The organism is Porticoccus hydrocarbonoclasticus MCTG13d (assembly GCF_000744735.1).
Taxonomy (GTDB): Bacteria; Pseudomonadota; Gammaproteobacteria; order Pseudomonadales; family Porticoccaceae; genus Porticoccus; species Porticoccus hydrocarbonoclasticus.
Window position 1 is genome coordinate 2,255,692 of sequence record NZ_JQMM01000001.1, and the last position, 16,229, is coordinate 2,271,920.

13 protein-coding genes and 1 tRNA gene are annotated in these 16,229 nt (G+C 51.3%); 2 read left to right on the plus strand and 12 right to left on the minus strand.

Annotation, left to right across the window (positions count from 1 at the left end; all coding sequences use genetic code 11):
- Positions 1-4 precede the first annotated feature (4 nt).
- Positions 5-1,504, minus strand: a complete 1,500-nt coding sequence (locus U740_RS10750; RefSeq protein WP_235189859.1) for an FMN-binding glutamate synthase family protein — start codon at positions 1,502-1,504, stop codon at positions 5-7.
- A gap of 203 nt (positions 1,505-1,707) precedes the next feature.
- Here U740_RS10750 and U740_RS10755 point away from each other — a divergent pair, with 203 nt between their 5' ends.
- Entirely contained in the window at positions 1,708-2,262 is a 555-nt protein-coding gene (locus tag U740_RS10755; protein ID WP_036862005.1) for a DUF2062 domain-containing protein, read from the plus strand.
- Between the two features lie 14 nt (positions 2,263-2,276).
- Here U740_RS10755 and U740_RS10760 read toward each other — a convergent pair whose 3' ends face one another.
- The 3 genes from U740_RS10760 to U740_RS10770 are packed head-to-tail and all read right to left on the minus strand — an operon-like array spanning position 2,277 to position 5,472.
- Complete coding sequence (locus U740_RS10760) at positions 2,277-3,512, minus strand: lipoprotein-releasing ABC transporter permease subunit (protein ID WP_036860693.1); 1,236 nt, start codon at positions 3,510-3,512, stop codon at positions 2,277-2,279.
- Between the two features lie 6 nt (positions 3,513-3,518).
- On the minus strand, positions 3,519-4,238 hold the full coding sequence (locus U740_RS10765) for an ABC transporter ATP-binding protein (RefSeq protein WP_036860696.1): 720 nt from the start codon (positions 4,236-4,238) through the stop codon (positions 3,519-3,521).
- Positions 4,228-5,472, minus strand: a complete 1,245-nt coding sequence (locus U740_RS10770) for a lipoprotein-releasing ABC transporter permease subunit (protein WP_036860698.1) — start codon at positions 5,470-5,472, stop codon at positions 4,228-4,230. Before U740_RS10770 ends, U740_RS10765 begins: the two co-directional genes overlap by 11 nt.
- A gap of 185 nt (positions 5,473-5,657) precedes the next feature.
- Here U740_RS10770 and U740_RS10775 point away from each other — a divergent pair, with 185 nt between their 5' ends.
- Positions 5,658-5,966, plus strand: a complete 309-nt coding sequence (locus U740_RS10775) for a hypothetical protein (RefSeq protein WP_036860700.1) — start codon at positions 5,658-5,660, stop codon at positions 5,964-5,966.
- 52 nt (positions 5,967-6,018) lie between these two features.
- On the opposite strand, the gene sthA is transcribed toward U740_RS10775, so the two are convergent.
- The 8 genes from sthA to U740_RS10815 all read right to left on the minus strand — a co-directional run bounded on the left by sthA (position 6,019) and on the right by U740_RS10815 (position 16,192).
- The gene (sthA, locus tag U740_RS10780; protein WP_036860702.1) at positions 6,019-7,437 is read right to left on the minus strand and encodes a Si-specific NAD(P)(+) transhydrogenase; all 1,419 of its coding nucleotides are present in this window, start codon (positions 7,435-7,437) and stop codon (positions 6,019-6,021) included.
- Between the two features lie 142 nt (positions 7,438-7,579).
- Positions 7,580-9,457 carry a SurA N-terminal domain-containing protein gene (locus U740_RS10785; protein ID WP_036860704.1) on the minus strand — a complete coding sequence of 626 codons (1,878 nt, stop codon included), beginning with the start codon at positions 9,455-9,457 and terminating at the stop codon, positions 7,580-7,582.
- Between the two features lie 110 nt (positions 9,458-9,567).
- Positions 9,568-9,843 (minus strand): HU family DNA-binding protein, encoded by a 276-nt coding sequence (locus tag U740_RS10790; RefSeq protein WP_036860706.1) that lies wholly within the window; start codon positions 9,841-9,843, stop codon positions 9,568-9,570.
- A 127-nt stretch (positions 9,844-9,970) separates the two neighbouring features.
- Positions 9,971-12,382: an endopeptidase La gene (gene lon, locus U740_RS10795; protein WP_036860708.1), complete on the minus strand. Its 2,412-nt coding sequence runs from the start codon at positions 12,380-12,382 to the stop codon at positions 9,971-9,973.
- Between the two features lie 148 nt (positions 12,383-12,530).
- On the minus strand, positions 12,531-13,820 hold the full coding sequence (gene clpX / locus U740_RS10800; RefSeq protein WP_036860710.1) for an ATP-dependent Clp protease ATP-binding subunit ClpX: 1,290 nt from the start codon (positions 13,818-13,820) through the stop codon (positions 12,531-12,533).
- A gap of 106 nt (positions 13,821-13,926) precedes the next feature.
- Entirely contained in the window at positions 13,927-14,559 is a 633-nt protein-coding gene (clpP, locus tag U740_RS10805; RefSeq protein WP_036860711.1) for an ATP-dependent Clp endopeptidase proteolytic subunit ClpP, read from the minus strand.
- Between the two features lie 183 nt (positions 14,560-14,742).
- On the minus strand, positions 14,743-16,068 hold the full coding sequence (tig, locus tag U740_RS10810) for a trigger factor (protein WP_036860712.1): 1,326 nt from the start codon (positions 16,066-16,068) through the stop codon (positions 14,743-14,745).
- A 39-nt stretch (positions 16,069-16,107) separates the two neighbouring features.
- Positions 16,108-16,192: transfer RNA gene (locus U740_RS10815), tRNA-Leu, on the minus strand.
- Positions 16,193-16,229: the final 37 nt, after the last annotated feature.

The window sequence follows — 16,229 nt, forward strand, 5'->3', positions numbered from 1 at the left end:
GTCGTCATTGATCAATATTTCCCGGGGGAAACAACCTGGCTCCCATCTGCTCCGATGGATAAAGGCTTTCAAGGCTTTCCGAGCGACCGGAACTGGTAGCCATTCTGGCGTGATGGCGGCGCAATTGGCGAGGCTCGAAAACACCGCAGGAATGGGCAATCGTACCGACATCGTAGGTCATGTTCGCCACGTAGTTTGCCACCCGCTCGGATTTCAATATGGGGTTCAGTCCGCGCTGCAATCTTGGGTCATGGGTCGTGACACCGGTGGGGCAGGTATTTTTATTGCACTGCATGGCTTGAATACAACCGAGAGAAAACATGAAACCACGCCCGGAATTGACAAAATCCGCGCCCATACAGAGCGCCCAGGCCACCCCGGAGGGCACAATCAGTTTTCCCGATGCAATCACCTTGATGCGCTCTTTGAGACCGTAGCCATGCAACAGGTCAACGACCGCCGGAAGACTCTCGCGGATGGGCAACCCCATATAATCCATCAACGCCTGAGGCGCGGCACCTGAGCCACCCTCTGCACCGTCGATCGTTATAAAGTCGGGAGCCGACTCAATGCCTCTCGACAGTATCAGTTTAAAGAGATCTTCCAGCCAGACGGTGTCACCAATAACCGTTTTGAATCCTACCGGCTTTCCCGCAACCCTGCGCACCTGTTCAATCATATCCAGCAGGCTCCCGGCATTGGTGATTTCCAGGTGGCGGTTGGGACTGATCGCATCTTCACCCACCGAAATAGCCCGAATCAGGGCAATCTCTTCGGTAACCTTGACCCCGGGCAGAATACCGCCCTTTCCCGGCTTGGCACCCTGACTGAGCTTGATCTCAAACATTTTGACCTGTGGGTGAGCGGCAACACCGGCCAACCGTTCTTCGCTGAGCCGCCCCTGCTCGTCCCGGACACCAAATTTGGCGGTGCCAATCTGAAAGACAATATCGCAGCCGCCCTCAAGGTGATAGGATGAAAGGCCGCCTTCGCCGGTATTTAACCAGCAACCGGCTTTGGCAGCACCTCGGGATAGCGCCTGCAACGCCGGCCTGGAGAGCGCACCATAACTCATACCAGAAATGTTCAGAATGGAAGCCGTTGTGAAAGGGGTTTCACAATAGGGGCCAATGGTGATGGGGCTGGGCGCCACCGCATCCTCACCGCGGGTGGGGTACGCACAGTTGACAAAAAATATTGAACCGAGCGGACGCAGGTCACGAGTTGAACCGAAGGCCAGCGTTCTATCCACATCCTTGGCCGCTCTGTAGACCCAGGCGCGTTCGGCCCGATTAAAGGGCATTTCCTCGCGATCCATGGCATAGAAATATTGACGGAGAAATTCACCCATATGCTCAAACAGGTAACGAAAACGACCGACAACAGGGTAATTTCGGCGAACCGCGTGTTTGGTCTGGGTAATATCGATGATATAGAAGACAACCAGCGTAAGGATTAACAGACCAAAAGAAAGCACAACAATGACGGCCAGAGAATTTAGCATGAAGTAAACCCAACCTGACGTGACTGATTCCATTTTTTATCTTGCCCTGTTTTCAAGTAGAGATAGGGTTTCGGAGATTAAAATAATCTCCCCGATCTGACCATGTTACGCTGGTGGAAACAACTATCCAGTTGACCTGATCAGTGGCCTGCGGGGCAAAAACTGATCATAATTCCGGCCCCGAACGCCATCAGCCCGAACTTATGCCAAAAAAGATTTTACGCCGCTTTCTGCCGGATCCACACAAAATCCTTCATGTGCGCCCTATCCGCTGGATGGGCCCTCTACTGAAAGATCCCAACCTGTTCCATATCAACCGTGGCTCAATTTCAACGTCTTTTTTTATCGGACTATTTTGCGCTTTCCTGCCGATTCCGGGACAAACGCTGGTGGCCGTACTACTGGCCTTGATATTCCGCAGCAATCTACCTCTGGCCGTGGCACTGATCTGGATCAGCAACCCGCTGACGATCACACCGATGTTCCTGTTTGCCTACAGCGTGGGTACTTGGCTACTGGGTCAAAGAGAATCTCACCTTGTCATTGAGCTCAGCTGGGACTGGGCAGTTGCACAGGGCAGTAGAATTTGGCTGCCATTGCTGACCGGTAGCCTGGTCTGCGGGTTGGTCAGCGGCATCATGGGCTATCTGACCATTTTAAATCTGTGGCGGTGGAAGGTGGTCAAAAACTGGGGTATTCGCAAGAAAAAACGCCAGGGGCACGCGGCCGCACTATTAAATCATAGAAAAAAACCTTAACCGATAACAAGCGATTATTCGTACCTCAGGACATCTGCAGGGCGAGTATTGGCAGCACGGATAGCAGGGTAAAGAGTCGCCAGAAAATTCAGTGCTAAAGCCACTGCGACAATCATCCCCACATCATTCCACAGCAGCGCCGAGGGGAGGTAGTCAAGCGGGTAGATTTCGGAGTTGAGTAACGGGCGACCCATCAACAACTCAAGCCACCGAGCTGCGGCCGTCACATTCAAGGCCCCCACCACACCCAGCAGCACACCCAGCAGGGTGCCAAACAAACCAATCAGCACACCCTGTGTGAGGAAGATGGCAACAATCTCATGCCGGACAAACCCCTGTGTTTTGAGAATCGCGATCTCGGCACGCTTGTCGATCACAGTCATCATCAACATTGAGATGACATTGAAAACAGCGATGGCAATGATCAGAAAAACCAACAGGGAAACCAGGTTGCGAGACATTTTTATGGCTTGATAAAGGTTGCCATGGGTTTGTATCCAATCGGAAAACCGGTAACCGGACGGCAGCACTTGCAGCAGGGCATAACCAGTCTGGCGCGCCTCAAAGACATCGGCCACCCGCACCTGCCACCCCTGAGCCAGACCAGGATGTCCCGCCAGCCTGGAGGCTGTTTCAAGCTTGGCCAGCACCAAACTCTGATCGGCCGCTGTGCGGGTGTCAAAGGTTCCTAGCACGGTAAAAGTCGACACTTTTGGTGCCTGTTGGAGCCCGTTACCTCCGGATGCGGGCACCAGCAATGTCACCCGGTCACCCGCTGACAGGGACAGTTTTTTGGCAATCTCACCCGCCATCAAAAGGCCATTGGAATGAACAGCCAGCTGCCCCATCAGGTCGGGAGAGATGAACACACCCATGAACGGGTCGGCCAGAGATGGCTCCAACCCCATCACTTCCACTGGCCTGGTTTTGCCACGATGTGTCAGCATGCCCTCCAGCCGGGTAAAGGGCATCACAGCGCGGACATTCGGCTGCTGCACAAGGGTATCGCGCAACGTGTCGCTCTGCTGAACACCGTGCTCGTCAAACAATCGTATGTGTGGAACTGCTGCGAGGATGCGAGACTCCATTTCCCGATCGAATCCGTTCATCACTGACATCACCACCACCAGCAGAGCAACGCCCATCACCAGTCCCAGGATAGCCAGCAGTGAAATAAACGACACCATCCGGTTGCCAGCACCAGAGGTAAAATTACGCAATCCGATAAAGACGGCTAGGGGTCTGAACACGGCCAGCTACAATCCCTGACCCATGGAGCGGGATTCAGTAACATCCGTCAAACAACCCTCGGTAAGGGAGAGCACCCGATCCATCCGGGCTGCGACCTGCGTATCATGGGTAACCACCACAAAACTGATCGCCAGCTCACGGTTTAATGACATCAGAAGCGCCAGCACCGTCTCTGCTGTGACAGGGTCAAGATTGCCAGTCGGTTCATCCATCAACACACAGGCCGGTTTTCTCACCAGTGCCCGGGCAATGGCGACTCTCTGGCGCTCTCCACCGGATAGCTCAGAGGGTTTGTGAGCGCAACGTGCACCCAGACCAACCCGATCAAGCATTTCCCGGGCCAGCACCTTCGCTTCGGCAACCGGTGTTTTTGCCACCAGCAACGGCATGGCCACATTTTCAAGTGCGCTGAACTCACCCAACAGATGATGAAACTGGTAGACAAACCCCAGGTGCTGATTGCGCCAACGGGCTCGCTTCGATTCATTCATTGGCTTCAGAGCAGCCCCCATCACATTGACAAAGCCCTCGTCCGGGTCATCCAGCCCACCCAGCAAGTTCAAAAGGGTGGTTTTGCCGGAACCAGACGTCCCGATGATCGCAATTCTCTCGCCACTGTGAACCCGCAGTGACAACCCCCTTAACACATCAATCCGCTCTACCCCCTGACGGTAGTGTCTGGCGAGGTTATCGCAGTGCATTACTGCGGTTGAATCAGTGGTCATAACGCAAGGCCTCCGCCGGTAAAATCTGTCCTGCCCGGTATGACGGATACAGGGTTGCCAACAGGCTTAAACCAAAACCCAGTCCGCTTATCATCAGGACATCCTGCCACAACAGCCTAGAGGGTAGCTGGCTGATAAAATAGACATCCGGATCAAATACTCTGAAGCCTACCGCATACTCAGCCCAGTGGACGATGTCGCCAATCCACAGGGCCAGAAAACTGCCAAAGATCACGCCACAGAGCACCCCAAAAGCACCTACAGCACTACCCTGTACCATAAAAATCCGTGAAATTGTTCCAGCCTCGACACCCAGGGTGCGGAGCACCGCGATATCCTGGCGTTTATCAGCCACCATCAAAATCAGGCTGGCAATAATATTAAAAGCCGCGACGGCGATAATGGCTGCCAGTAACAAACTGACCACCTTCTTCTCCAGTTCTATCGCCTGGAATAAATTACCCATGTCCTCCGTCCAGGCTTTGGCTTTGAATCCGGGATCCATATCGTCATTCAATGCGGCAACAATGTCACCTGCATCAAAGGGATCGGCAAGCCGCAACCTCACGCCCGTGACTGCGTCCCCAGTGCGAAACAGCTTCTGAGCATCCCGATAATGAACAAAGGCCAGCCCTGAATCCACCTGTGCGCCCACCTGAAACACACCAAATACACGAAACCGTTTATATCGTGGGAAAATACCCGCCGGCGTCACATTCAGTTCGGGCAACGACAGCACCACATAATCGCCCCGAATAACCCCAAGTGAACGGGAAAGCAGATTACCGATAACGATGCCATACTCACCCGGCTGGAGTAACGCCATCTCACCCACCATCATATATTCGCTGATCGGGCTGACCGCCTCTTCCATAAGCGGGTCTATACCCTGTATCAAAACACCCTGACCTTGAGCATCCGAAGACAACAGACCATACCCCTCAACGTAGGGAGCAAACGCTTCAACACCCCCGGCGAGAGTTGCATCAGCACCTAATTGCTGCCAGTTGCGGACACCGTCGTCATTAAATATTGCTGCATGGGCTACTACGTTGAGAATTCGCTGCCTGATTTCGTGATCGAAACCATTCATCACCGAAAGAACCAGGATGAGGGCCGTCACACCGAGTGCCATCGCGACAAAAGACAATAGTGATATAAAAGATACGAAACCATTTTTGCGTCTGCTGCGGATATAACGCAGACCGATAAAAAAAGGCAGGTTAGTAGTCATGGGAAGGCATTAAATCGGAATCACCGGAGTCAAACAAGTGAACATTTTATCTGGCGGGCAAACAGTTTGTCCGATCTCCGCCAATTTGGCAGTTGCACTTCCCGCATTTCAGCTTACTATAATTAAAACCGGCAAAGGCAACCCCAAGCTGAGTCGCACACGCCTGAACTCTAGGGAATTTGATCATGAATAAACCACTGATACTGCTTTTTTCTGCGCTAATAAGCCTGCCCCTGGCCACGATCGCCGAACAGGTTGTTATCCCCGTTGGACAACAATCAGCGCAAAATCAGGCCATTGAAAAACCTGGTCGTGGTATCAGCAAGGATAGGGTTCGCGCTAAATTTGGTGAGCCCTTAAGCATGGAGCCGGCAGTGGGAGAACCGCCGATTTCATCCTGGGAGTACCCTGAATTTCAGGTCTATTTTGAATACGAGCACGTACTTCATTCGGTGCTAAAACGCACTGAACCGGAAAGCACTGCCACCGAGTAATACCTATCCCACCCTGCGCCTATGATTGTGCGGAGTTTTCCGGTTCCGGCAATCAAATCACCAGTTTACGGGACTCGCGACACAACCGGTTCATCCCGTTAATAGCAGCGATCCTGTAGGCTTCTGCCATGGTCGGGTAATTAAATGTGGTGCGGATAAAATACTCAATGGTATTGGCGTCGCCGGACTGGTTCATAATAGCCTGGCCAATATGAATAATTTCTGACGCCTCTGCACCGAAACAATGGACACCAAGGATTTCCAGAGTTTCCTGATGAAACAATATCTTTAATACACCGACTTCTTCGCCGGAAATATGGGCACGGGCGATGTTCTTGAAGTAAGCGCGGCCTATCTCATAGGGAACCTGCTGCTCGGTCAGTTCGGACTCGGTCTTGCCAACAAAGCTGATTTCCGGAATCGTCCAAATACCGGTGGCAACGTCTTCAACGTGATATTCGCGTGCTGCTCCACACATGTGTGCCGCAGCAAACCTACCCTGGTCATAGGCGGCACCTGCCAATGATGGCCAGCCCACCACATCGCCGGCCGCGTAAATATGCGGGACTGTCGTCTGGTAGTGCCCATTGACCTCCAGCTGACCGCGCTCATTGACAACCAGACCCAACTCTTCCAGCCCCATATTTTTAGTATTGCCGGAACGGCCATTGGACCAGAGCAGGGCTTCAGCGTGAATCCGTTTGCCCGACTTCAGTTCCATAGTGACACCATTGTTACGGGTTTCTATATGGTCATACTCCTCATTGTGCCGAACGGTGACATTCAGATCGCGAAGCTGATAGCTGAGTGCATCTGAAATCTCATCATCGAGAAATGACAGCAGCCCGGAGCGACTGTTCACCAGATCGACACGAGTATCCAGTCCGGCAAAAATCGAGGCATATTCACAACCTATCACCCCGGCACCATAAATAATAATATTGCGAGGTGTTCGATCCAGACTCAGAATCGAATCACTATCAAAAATACAGGGATGATCAAAATCCACATCGTCCGGATGATAGGGACTTGAACCCGTTGCGATCAAAAAAAATCGTCCCTTAATCGTTTCACGTGTGTGGTCAGGCTGTTTGATAGAAATATGATGGACATCCGTAAAACTGGCTCGCCCTAAATGGAGTTTGATACGATTGCGGGCATAATCTTTTGTACGCCCTTCAACCTGCTTGCGAATGACATCATCTGCGGATTTCATCAAATCAGGGAAGGAGAACCAACGGGGATCTCCCACTGCACGGAACATCGGCATGGTATTGAACTGCACCATGCGTCGAACTGCATGGCGCAGGGCTTTTGAAGGAATGGTCCCCAGATGGGTACAGTTACCACCCACCATAGGCCGGTCATCAACTACTGCCACTGACCAGCCCTGCTTCACTGCGGACATTGCGGCACCCTCGCCTGCAGGACCACTGCCTATTATTACCAGATCATATTGATAATCTGCCATGCTTTAAAACTCCAGATTCATGAGTTGTATACTCGGTACCACAGATTGGCTACCACATCACAACCCCATTATCACAACACCTCCAGTGCGACCGTTATAAACCATAGCAAGTGAGACGAATGCTTGTGATCAATGCACCTATCTAGTATTTAGATGCGATATCTGCCTGTTCAACCAACAGGGTCTCATACGCCTGGTAATCGCGACTGGCCGCCGTCAGGGCAACGGTTGTGGAAAGCACCTGCTTCTGCTCAGCACTCAGCTTGTCCAAGTCTCCCTCGGTGACCCGGGTCAGGGACACAATCACGTGATCACCATTGGCAAGTGCCAAATCACTGACGACCGCGCTATCCGCAGGCTCTGCCAGGGAAAAAACCCACTGGCGAATCTCTTCGTTGAGTTTGCCACTAAAACGCTTTGTGTTCAGATTAACCTGCCACTGGAGCGATTCATGTTTGGCCACTTCTTCAATTGACTCACCCCCTTTAACACGGGCGACCAATGTCTCAGCACGCTCCATCAGTTGACGGTCCGCACGCTCTTTCTTGAGAATCTGCTCGATACGAGGCCTGACCTCAGTCAAGGGTTTGAGGCGTGAAGGAATTCGCTCCCGAAGAGACAGAACCACCACGTGATCATCTGCCAGATCAAGCACTTCACTGGTAAGGCCTTTTTCCAGAACCGGCTCGCTGAATGCAGCCGTAATGACCTGTGGCTTACCCGCTATGCCGTCACCACCATTGCGGCTGAATGGCTCGGTAATCTGCAATGTCAGATCAAGCCTGTCGGCTACACTTTCTAGGGAGGAGGCATTATAGGAAAGATCCTTGAGCTCCTCAATTCTCTCTGGCAGCAATTCCAGTGCCAGTTGCCGTTGAAGCTCACGCCGGATACCCGGCTCAATATCATCTCGGCTGGGTAACTCAGCCTTTTTTTCTGCCAGCAGTTTGACCAGATGAACACCGAGCTCGGTTTCTACCGGACCAGAAATCTCACCGACAGAGAGACTGTCCAGCGCCACACTCAATGGTTCCGGCAGATCACCCCGTTGCACAAAGCCCAGATCACCGCCCTGTTCAGCTGTGCTGTAATCCTCCGAATGCTGCTCAGCGAGTACAGCAAACTCTTCACCGGCTTCCAGCTGTTTTTGAATGTCAGATATTTTGTCGAGATGACTGCCGTCGTCCTGCTTCTCAAGCAGAATCTGCGCGACCTGTCGCGATTGCTTGGCACGAACTGCGTTGATCCTGACTTCGATCACATCGTTCACAACACTTTCTTCCACGACGACCTCCTGCACCAGGTCGTCGGGACGCAACTCCAAATACTCCACCACCAACTGTTCGTCCGCCATAAACTGGTCTTTATTGCCCTCGTAGAAAGACTGAACTTCCTCATCAGTAATCGAGATCGCATCCAATACCGGCGCCCGGGGAATGGTCAGGTAGTAGAAATCCCGGGTTTGCTCAGTGATGCTCGCCAGCAGCTGGTTTTCCCGCTCCGTAGAAAACCCAGTATTGCTTACCCCCTGCATAAACTGACTGTTCAACATATCTGAACGAAGCAATTTATTGTAGGAATTCGGAGTGTAACCCATCTGCCTGAGCACAAACTCATAGCGTTGGGCATCAAACTTCCCCTCCACTTGAAAATCAGGGACCTCAAGCAGAAGGCGATAAATCATTTTGTCGTCGATAGCCATACCCTGCTCCCGAGCTGCAAGCTCAACCGCTTTCTGGCGAATAAGCTGTTGCATAACGGGGCCACGAAGCTGCTCATCGTTGATCATGGACGGGTCGAGATCTTCGTACCTGTTAAGAATCTGTTGCTTCTGAAGCGCCACGGATTGTTGCAGACGAAGCTCTGTAATGGTCTCACCATTGACGCTAGCGGCTTCTTCAACAGAACTACCGCTGAGAAAAATTGCATCCACACCGAACAGGGCAAACGGCACAATAATAATAGCGACCAGTACAATTTTGGCCGAGCCTTTGAGGTTGTCTCGAAAGTCCTGCAGCATAAAAATCTCTTGATTTGGTTTTGTTTGGACGGATAGGGTTATTTTATAAAAAAAGGCGCATCGCTGATGCGCCTTTCAACATACAACAAAGACAAACAGCAGACGCCGTTTTATTTATTAACAGCGTCCTTCAGAGCTTTACCAGCTTTAAAGCTAGGTACGTTGGCAGCAGCAATTTTGATTTCTGCGCCGGTCTGAGGGTTGCGACCAGTGCGGGCGGCACGCTGTTTAACAGCAAACGTTCCAAAACCTACCAGCGAGACCGGGTCACCTTTTTTCAGGGTACGGGTTACAGCGTCAATAGCGGCATCCAGCGCGCGGCCGGCAGACGCTTTCGAAAGATCAGCGGCATCGGCAATGGCATCAACGAGTTCAGATTTATTCACAATAATCCCCTTGTTATGTTAATAAGACTGTTCACCTGTAACACACGACTTTACTGCTTTCCCGCAGGGTGTGGCATGTAAGATGACTGCAACGTTATACCAACCCCCCGAAAACCGGTCAAGCGGTTTAGTGAGTATTTATGCGGGTTCCAGCCTCACCATGGGTTTTTGTTTCATCTTTGTCGACGCGATCATACTCTTCATCAGACAACGGTTCAGGTTTCCGAATCAACGCAATCTCCAGAACTTCATCGATCCATTTGACCGGATGTATATCAAGATCTGCTTTAATATTCTCTGGTATCTCTTTGAGGTCACGCTCATTTTCGTAGGGTATAAGCACCGTGCGAATACCGCCGCGATGAGCGGCCAATAATTTTTCCTTTAGGCCTCCGATCCGTAATACCTGCCCGCGCAGAGTAATCTCTCCGGTCATGGCCACATCCGCACGCACCGGGATACCGGTCAGCACAGATACAAAAGCTGTACACATTCCGATACCTGCGCTGGGACCATCCTTGGGCGTCGCTCCTTCAGGCACATGAATATGAAGATCTACCTTCTGGTAAAAATCGCGTTTGATACCCAGTGTTTTTGCCCGACTGCGAACCACCGTCAACGCCGCCTGGATAGATTCCTGCATCACATCGCCAAGGGAACCGGTTTTAACCACCTGCCCCTTACCTGGCACCGCAGAAGACTCGATGGTCAACAACTCACCACCCACCTGGGTCCAGGCAAGACCGGTAACCTGGCCAATCTGACTCTCTTCTTCAGCGCGACCAAAGTCATATTTGTAAACACCCAACAAATCTTCAAGCTCAGCTGAAGTAATGTGGTGAGACTCTCTGACACCGTCACGTACGTTCCTGGTAACCACCTTCCGACAGATTTTTGCCAATTCGCGCTCCAGACCTCGCACACCCGCTTCACGGGTGTAGTAACGGATAACGTCCATCACCGCAGTGTCGTCCATGGTCAGTTCGTTCGGCTTCAGACCATTGGCTTTGCGTTGCTTTGGCAGCAGATATTTGAGCGCAATATTGATCTTTTCCTGTTCGGTGTAACCGGGAATCCGGATAACCTCGAGACGATCCAGCAGAGGGCCTGGGATATTCATCGAGTTTGCCGTACAGATGAACATGACTTCGGAAAGGTCGTAATCGACTTCCAGATAGTGGTCGTTGAAGCTGTTATTCTGCTCGGGGTCGAGCACTTCCAACATCGCTGACGCAGGATCACCGCGATGGTCCATGCCCATCTTGTCAATTTCATCCAGCAAAAATAACGGGTTTTTCACCTCGGCCTTGGCCAGCTTCTGAATCGGTTTACCTGGGAGGGAGCCGATATAGGTTCTGCGATGCCCGCGAATTTCAGCTTCATCACGGACACCCCCCAGAGACATACGCACGTATTTCCTACCGGTCGCCTTGGCGATAGATTCACCCAGCGAGGTCTTGCCCACGCCCGGCGGTCCCACCAGACACAACACGGGTCCTTTAAGTTTTTTTACCCTCTGCTGGACTGCCAGAAACTCCAGAATGCGCTCCTTGACCTCCTCAAGCCCATAGTGGTCTTCATGGAGAATGCGTTCAGCACGCTTGAGGTCGTGACGAACCCTTGAGCGCTTTTTCCAGGGCACACTGACCATCCAGTCAATATAACCGCGCAAGACCGAGGCTTCAGCCGACATCGGCGACATCATTTTCAGTTTATTCAGTTCTGATTTTGCTTTATCAAGAGCATATTTCGGCATACCGGCTTCATTGATTTTCGTTTCCAGCTGCTCGATATCATTGCCGCCTTCCTCAACTTCACCGAGCTCTTTCTGGATCGCTTTCATCTGCTCGTTGAGGTAGTACTCTTTCTGGCTTTTTTCCATTTGCTTTTTGACGCGCCCACGAATGCGCTGCTCAACTTCAAAAAGTTCGATCTCGGATTCCATCAAGCCCAACAATGTCTCCAGCCGATTTGCCAGAGAAGGTGTTTCAAGTATTCCCTGTTTTTGTTCGACACTGAGGGCCATGTGTGTGGCCAGGGTGTCAGCCAAACGACTGGGATCCTCAATACCTGCCACGGTACTCACAACCTCTGAAGGGATTTTTTTACTCAGATTGACGTACTGTTCAAACTGGGTCAGAGCCGATCGCATCAATGCTTCGGATTCTTTACTGGACAACACCTCGTCGGACATCACTTCGTAAACACCCACAAAGTAGCCGGGCGATTCATCAATCTTCTGGATAGTAACGCGCTCGACACCTTCAACAAGCACTTTGACGGTGCCATCGGGCAGCTTGAGCATCTGCAACACCGTGGCGAGTGTACCCACACGGTAGAGATCTTCGGGTGTGGGATCGTCTTCCGCCGCAGTTTTCTGCGCCACCAGTAGAATCTGCTTGTCCTGCACCATGGCTTCTTCGAGTGCCAGAATCGATTTTTCCCGACCTACAAACAGTGGTATCACCATATGGGGATACACCACCACGTCGCGCAGAGGCAGCATTGTCAATTGATTATGCACAGCGTTCTGTCCCATTCTTTAACCTCTTTAGCGAGCGTTTCGATACAAATTAGCTTACTGCAAATATGGGGTTTACTCGGGGAAATACAAGTGACCAGCGACAGATAAATGTCTTCAGGCAAAAAAAAAGGCCCCGCAGGGCCTTTCGGGGATAAAAAATGGCTTACTCATCACTGGCAGCTTTTTGCTGCTCTTTATTTTCGTAGACCAGCAGCGGTTCCGACTCGCCACGAATTACCGCGCTGTCGATCACCACTTTGTAGACATTATCCATAGAAGGAATGCTGTACATGGTTTCCAGAAGGACGTTTTCAATAATCGAGCGCAATCCACGGGCACCGGTTTTCCGCTCCAGCGCACGCTCGGCAATGGTCTCGAGCGCATCACGACGAATATCCAATTCCACCCCTTCCATTTCAAACATGGCCTCATACTGCTTGATCAGGGAATTTTTGGGCTCGACCAGAATGTTTACCAAGGCATCGCGATCGAGTTCCTCAAGGGTGGCGATCACGGGCAGACGCCCCACAAACTCCGGTATCAGACCAAAGCGCACCAGATCTTCCGGCTCCAGGTCTGTGAGGGTCTGACCAATATTTTTGCTGGTGTCCTTGCTTTTCACCTGAGCGCTGAAGCCAATACCGCCTTTATCGGAGCGCTCCTGGATAACCTTTTCCAGGCCGGCAAAGGCACCCCCGCAAATGAAAAGGATATTGCCAGTATCCACCTGCAAAAATTCCTGCTGAGGATGCTTGCGTCCACCCTGCGGCGGCACCGAGGCAACCGTCCCTTCAATTAATTTCAACAGGGCTTGCTGGACTCCCTCGCCTGACACATCACGGGTAATGGAAGGGTTATCCGATTTGCGGGAAATCTTGTCAATTTCGTCGAGATAGACGATACCACGCTGGGCCTTCTCAACATCATAATCACATTTCTGCAATAATTTCTGAATAATATTTTCAACATCCTCCCCGACATAACCCGCTTCTGTCAGGGTTGTTGCATCGGCAATAGTGAAGGGAACATCCAGCAGGCGTGCCAGTGTTTCGGCCAGTAGCGTCTTGCCACTGCCAGTGGGGCCAACCAGCAAAATGTTACTTTTGCCCAGCTCAATATCCTTTTCCGCACCCTTGCCGCCACTCTGCAGGCGCTTGTAGTGATTGTAAACAGCGACAGAAAGGATTTTCTTGGCACGCACCTGACCAATCACATACTGATCAAGAATCGCATTAATCTCTTTGGGTTTGGGCAGCTCTTCACTGGAGGACTCTGCATCAGTGTCCTGAATTTCTTCAGTGATAATGTCATTACATAGGTCTACACATTCGTCACAGATAAACACCGACGGACCTGCAATCAGCTTGCGAACTTCGTGCTGACTCTTGCCGCAGAAAGAACAGTACAGCAACTTGCCGTCATCTTCCCCTTTTCCGGTTTTCTCATCACTCATAATACTGTCTCTACAAATCTACTCATCTTTAACCGACAAGGGAAAATAAAATTCTTTTATATCAAACAGATAAAACATATCTTTTCTTTTAAAAAGACTAACGATTCTAGGGGCGTTTGTCCAGCACCTGGTCAATCATGCCATATTTTTGTGATTCCTCGGCGCTCATGAACTTATCCCGCTCGGTATCGAGGGCGATTTGTTCTACGGACTGGCCGGTATGGAAGGCAAGACGCTCATTCAAACGCTCACGTATCTTGAGAATTTCTTGGGCCTGAATATGAATATCAGATGCCTGTCCCTGAGAGCCACCACTGGGCTGATGAATCATGACTCTGGAATTTGGCAGGCAGTAACGTTTTCCGGCCTCACCGGCGGCCAGCAGGAAAGCACCCATACTGGCAGCCTGACCAATACACATGGTGCTGACATGAGGCTTGATAAATTGCATGGTGTCGTAAATTGACATCCCCGCAGTCACTGATCCACCGGGCGAGTTGATATATAGGTGAACATCCTTGTCGGGGTTCTCTGATTCTAGGAACAACAATTGCGCTACCACCAGATTGGCCATGTAATCTTCTACAGGTCCCACCAGGAAAATAACGCGCTCCTTTAATAAACGGGAGTAAATGTCATAGGAACGTTCACCGCGGGCAGACTGCTCAACTACCATGGGCACCAGGCCACCTGCGTTGCTCACATCGAGACCGGACGTCGAAGATAGATCAAATTTCATAGATATTCACTCAAGAAAAAACCTGTCGAAGCATTGTAACCAGCGGTAGGGAGAAGGCAAGTAACCCGGGCCGCTCCCGATCACCCTTAAAACCAACAGGCCCCAAACATCTTTGAAGCTTGGGGCCTGTCGCTACACGCCATCGGGATCATGACTGAACCCAAGTGGCCGAATAAATGAATACTAGAAATCTGCCGTGCCGTCCTGATCCGGTTGAATGGCTTTCTGGTAGCTGACTTCCTCTTCATTGACCGTCGCCACTGAAAGCACATGATCAATCACCTGATCCTGGAGCACTGCAGACTCTACGCCCTTCATCAGCTCCTGGCTGCTGTAGTAATATTTGACCACTTCCTCTGGCTTCTCATAAGTGGAAGCCATCTCTTCAACACGGTCGCGAACCTTTTCAGGACTGGTTTCAATTTTCTCGGTATTAACGATTTCATTGATGATCAGGCTGACAATGGAACGACGCTTCGCCTGATCAATAAACAGATCATCGGGTAGCAATTCAGGGTCAAAATTGCTGGAACCACCGCCCATGCGGTCGGCCATCTGCTTTTTCATCTTGGTGATTTCGCTGGCAACCAGCACCTCCGGGATTTCCTGCTCATTGTGCAGGTTACACAGCTGTTCCATGACCCGGCCTGTGGTCTTGGTTTTCAATGCCTGTTTCAGGTCACGCTCCATATTCAGGCGAACCACTTCACGGAACCGTTCTTCTGTACCCTGCTCCATGCCATACAGCGCGAAAAAAGCTTCATCCAGCGGAGGCATGACGGCCTCGGTCACTGCATTGACCTTGATGGTGAACTCGACAGGCTTTCCTTTCAGCTCTTCGGCGTGATAGTTATCAGGGAAAGTCAGCGAAAGCACTTTCTCTTCGCCGGCAGACATACCCACGACCCCTTCCTCAAACCCGGGAATCGCCTTGCTGGCACCGAGATCGAGCATGAACTCCTTGGCAGAACCTCCATCAAACTCCTCGCCATCCATGAGGCCGTTGTAATCGATATTAACCTCATCGCCATTAACGGCGGGACGGTTGACCTCTTCCCAACTGGCGTTCTGCTTGCGCAATGCGTCAATCATCGCAGTGACATCTTCTTCTGTCACTTTGGCAAGTGGCTTGGTGACGACCACTTTCGTCAAATCCGTCAAAACAACCTCAGGCATAACCTCAAAAGTCGCGACAAACTCAAGATCCTGACCCGGTTCATTTTTCACCGACTCAATTTCAGGACGTCCTGCGGGTTTAAGCTTCTCCTGGGCAACAGCTTCAGTGAACGTGCGACCCAGTACTTCACCAACAACCTCCTGACGAATGCTCTCACCAAAACGTTTTTTCAATACATTCATGGGCACTTTGCCCTTGCGGAAACCGTCCAGCCGAACTGTTTTGCTCGCCTTATTCAAGCGTTCGTTCACCTCAGCGTCGATACGCTCTGCCGGTATGCCCAGGGTCATTTTACGTTCGAGACCAGAAGTTGTTTCGATAGAAACCTGCATGATTGTCCTCTGAATAGTTCGCTAACTTAATTAATTTTATGGTGCGGACGGAGAGACTCGAACTCTCACATCTCTCGATACCAGAACCTAAATCTGGCGCGTCTACCAGTTCCGCCACGTCCGCAATAAGCCGGGTAATATCGAATCACGCGGCAGACAGC

Coding starts and splice junctions, on each gene's coding strand:
- U740_RS10750 (WP_235189859.1), bottom strand. CDS start 1,504: ATGCTAAATTCTCTGGCCGTCATTGTTGTGCTTTCTTTTGGTCTGTTA.
- U740_RS10755 (WP_036862005.1), top strand. CDS start 1,708: ATGCCAAAAAAGATTTTACGCCGCTTTCTGCCGGATCCACACAAAATC.
- U740_RS10765 (WP_036860696.1), bottom strand. CDS start 4,238: ATGACCACTGATTCAACCGCAGTAATGCACTGCGATAACCTCGCCAGA.
- U740_RS10770 (WP_036860698.1), bottom strand. CDS start 5,472: ATGACTACTAACCTGCCTTTTTTTATCGGTCTGCGTTATATCCGCAGC.
- U740_RS10775 (WP_036860700.1), top strand. CDS start 5,658: ATGAATAAACCACTGATACTGCTTTTTTCTGCGCTAATAAGCCTGCCC.
- sthA (WP_036860702.1), bottom strand. CDS start 7,437: ATGGCAGATTATCAATATGATCTGGTAATAATAGGCAGTGGTCCTGCA.
- U740_RS10785 (WP_036860704.1), bottom strand. CDS start 9,457: ATGCTGCAGGACTTTCGAGACAACCTCAAAGGCTCGGCCAAAATTGTA.
- lon (WP_036860708.1), bottom strand. CDS start 12,382: ATGGGACAGAACGCTGTGCATAATCAATTGACAATGCTGCCTCTGCGC.
- clpX (WP_036860710.1), bottom strand. CDS start 13,820: ATGAGTGATGAGAAAACCGGAAAAGGGGAAGATGACGGCAAGTTGCTG.
- clpP (WP_036860711.1), bottom strand. CDS start 14,559: ATGAAATTTGATCTATCTTCGACGTCCGGTCTCGATGTGAGCAACGCA.
- tig (WP_036860712.1), bottom strand. CDS start 16,068: ATGCAGGTTTCTATCGAAACAACTTCTGGTCTCGAACGTAAAATGACC.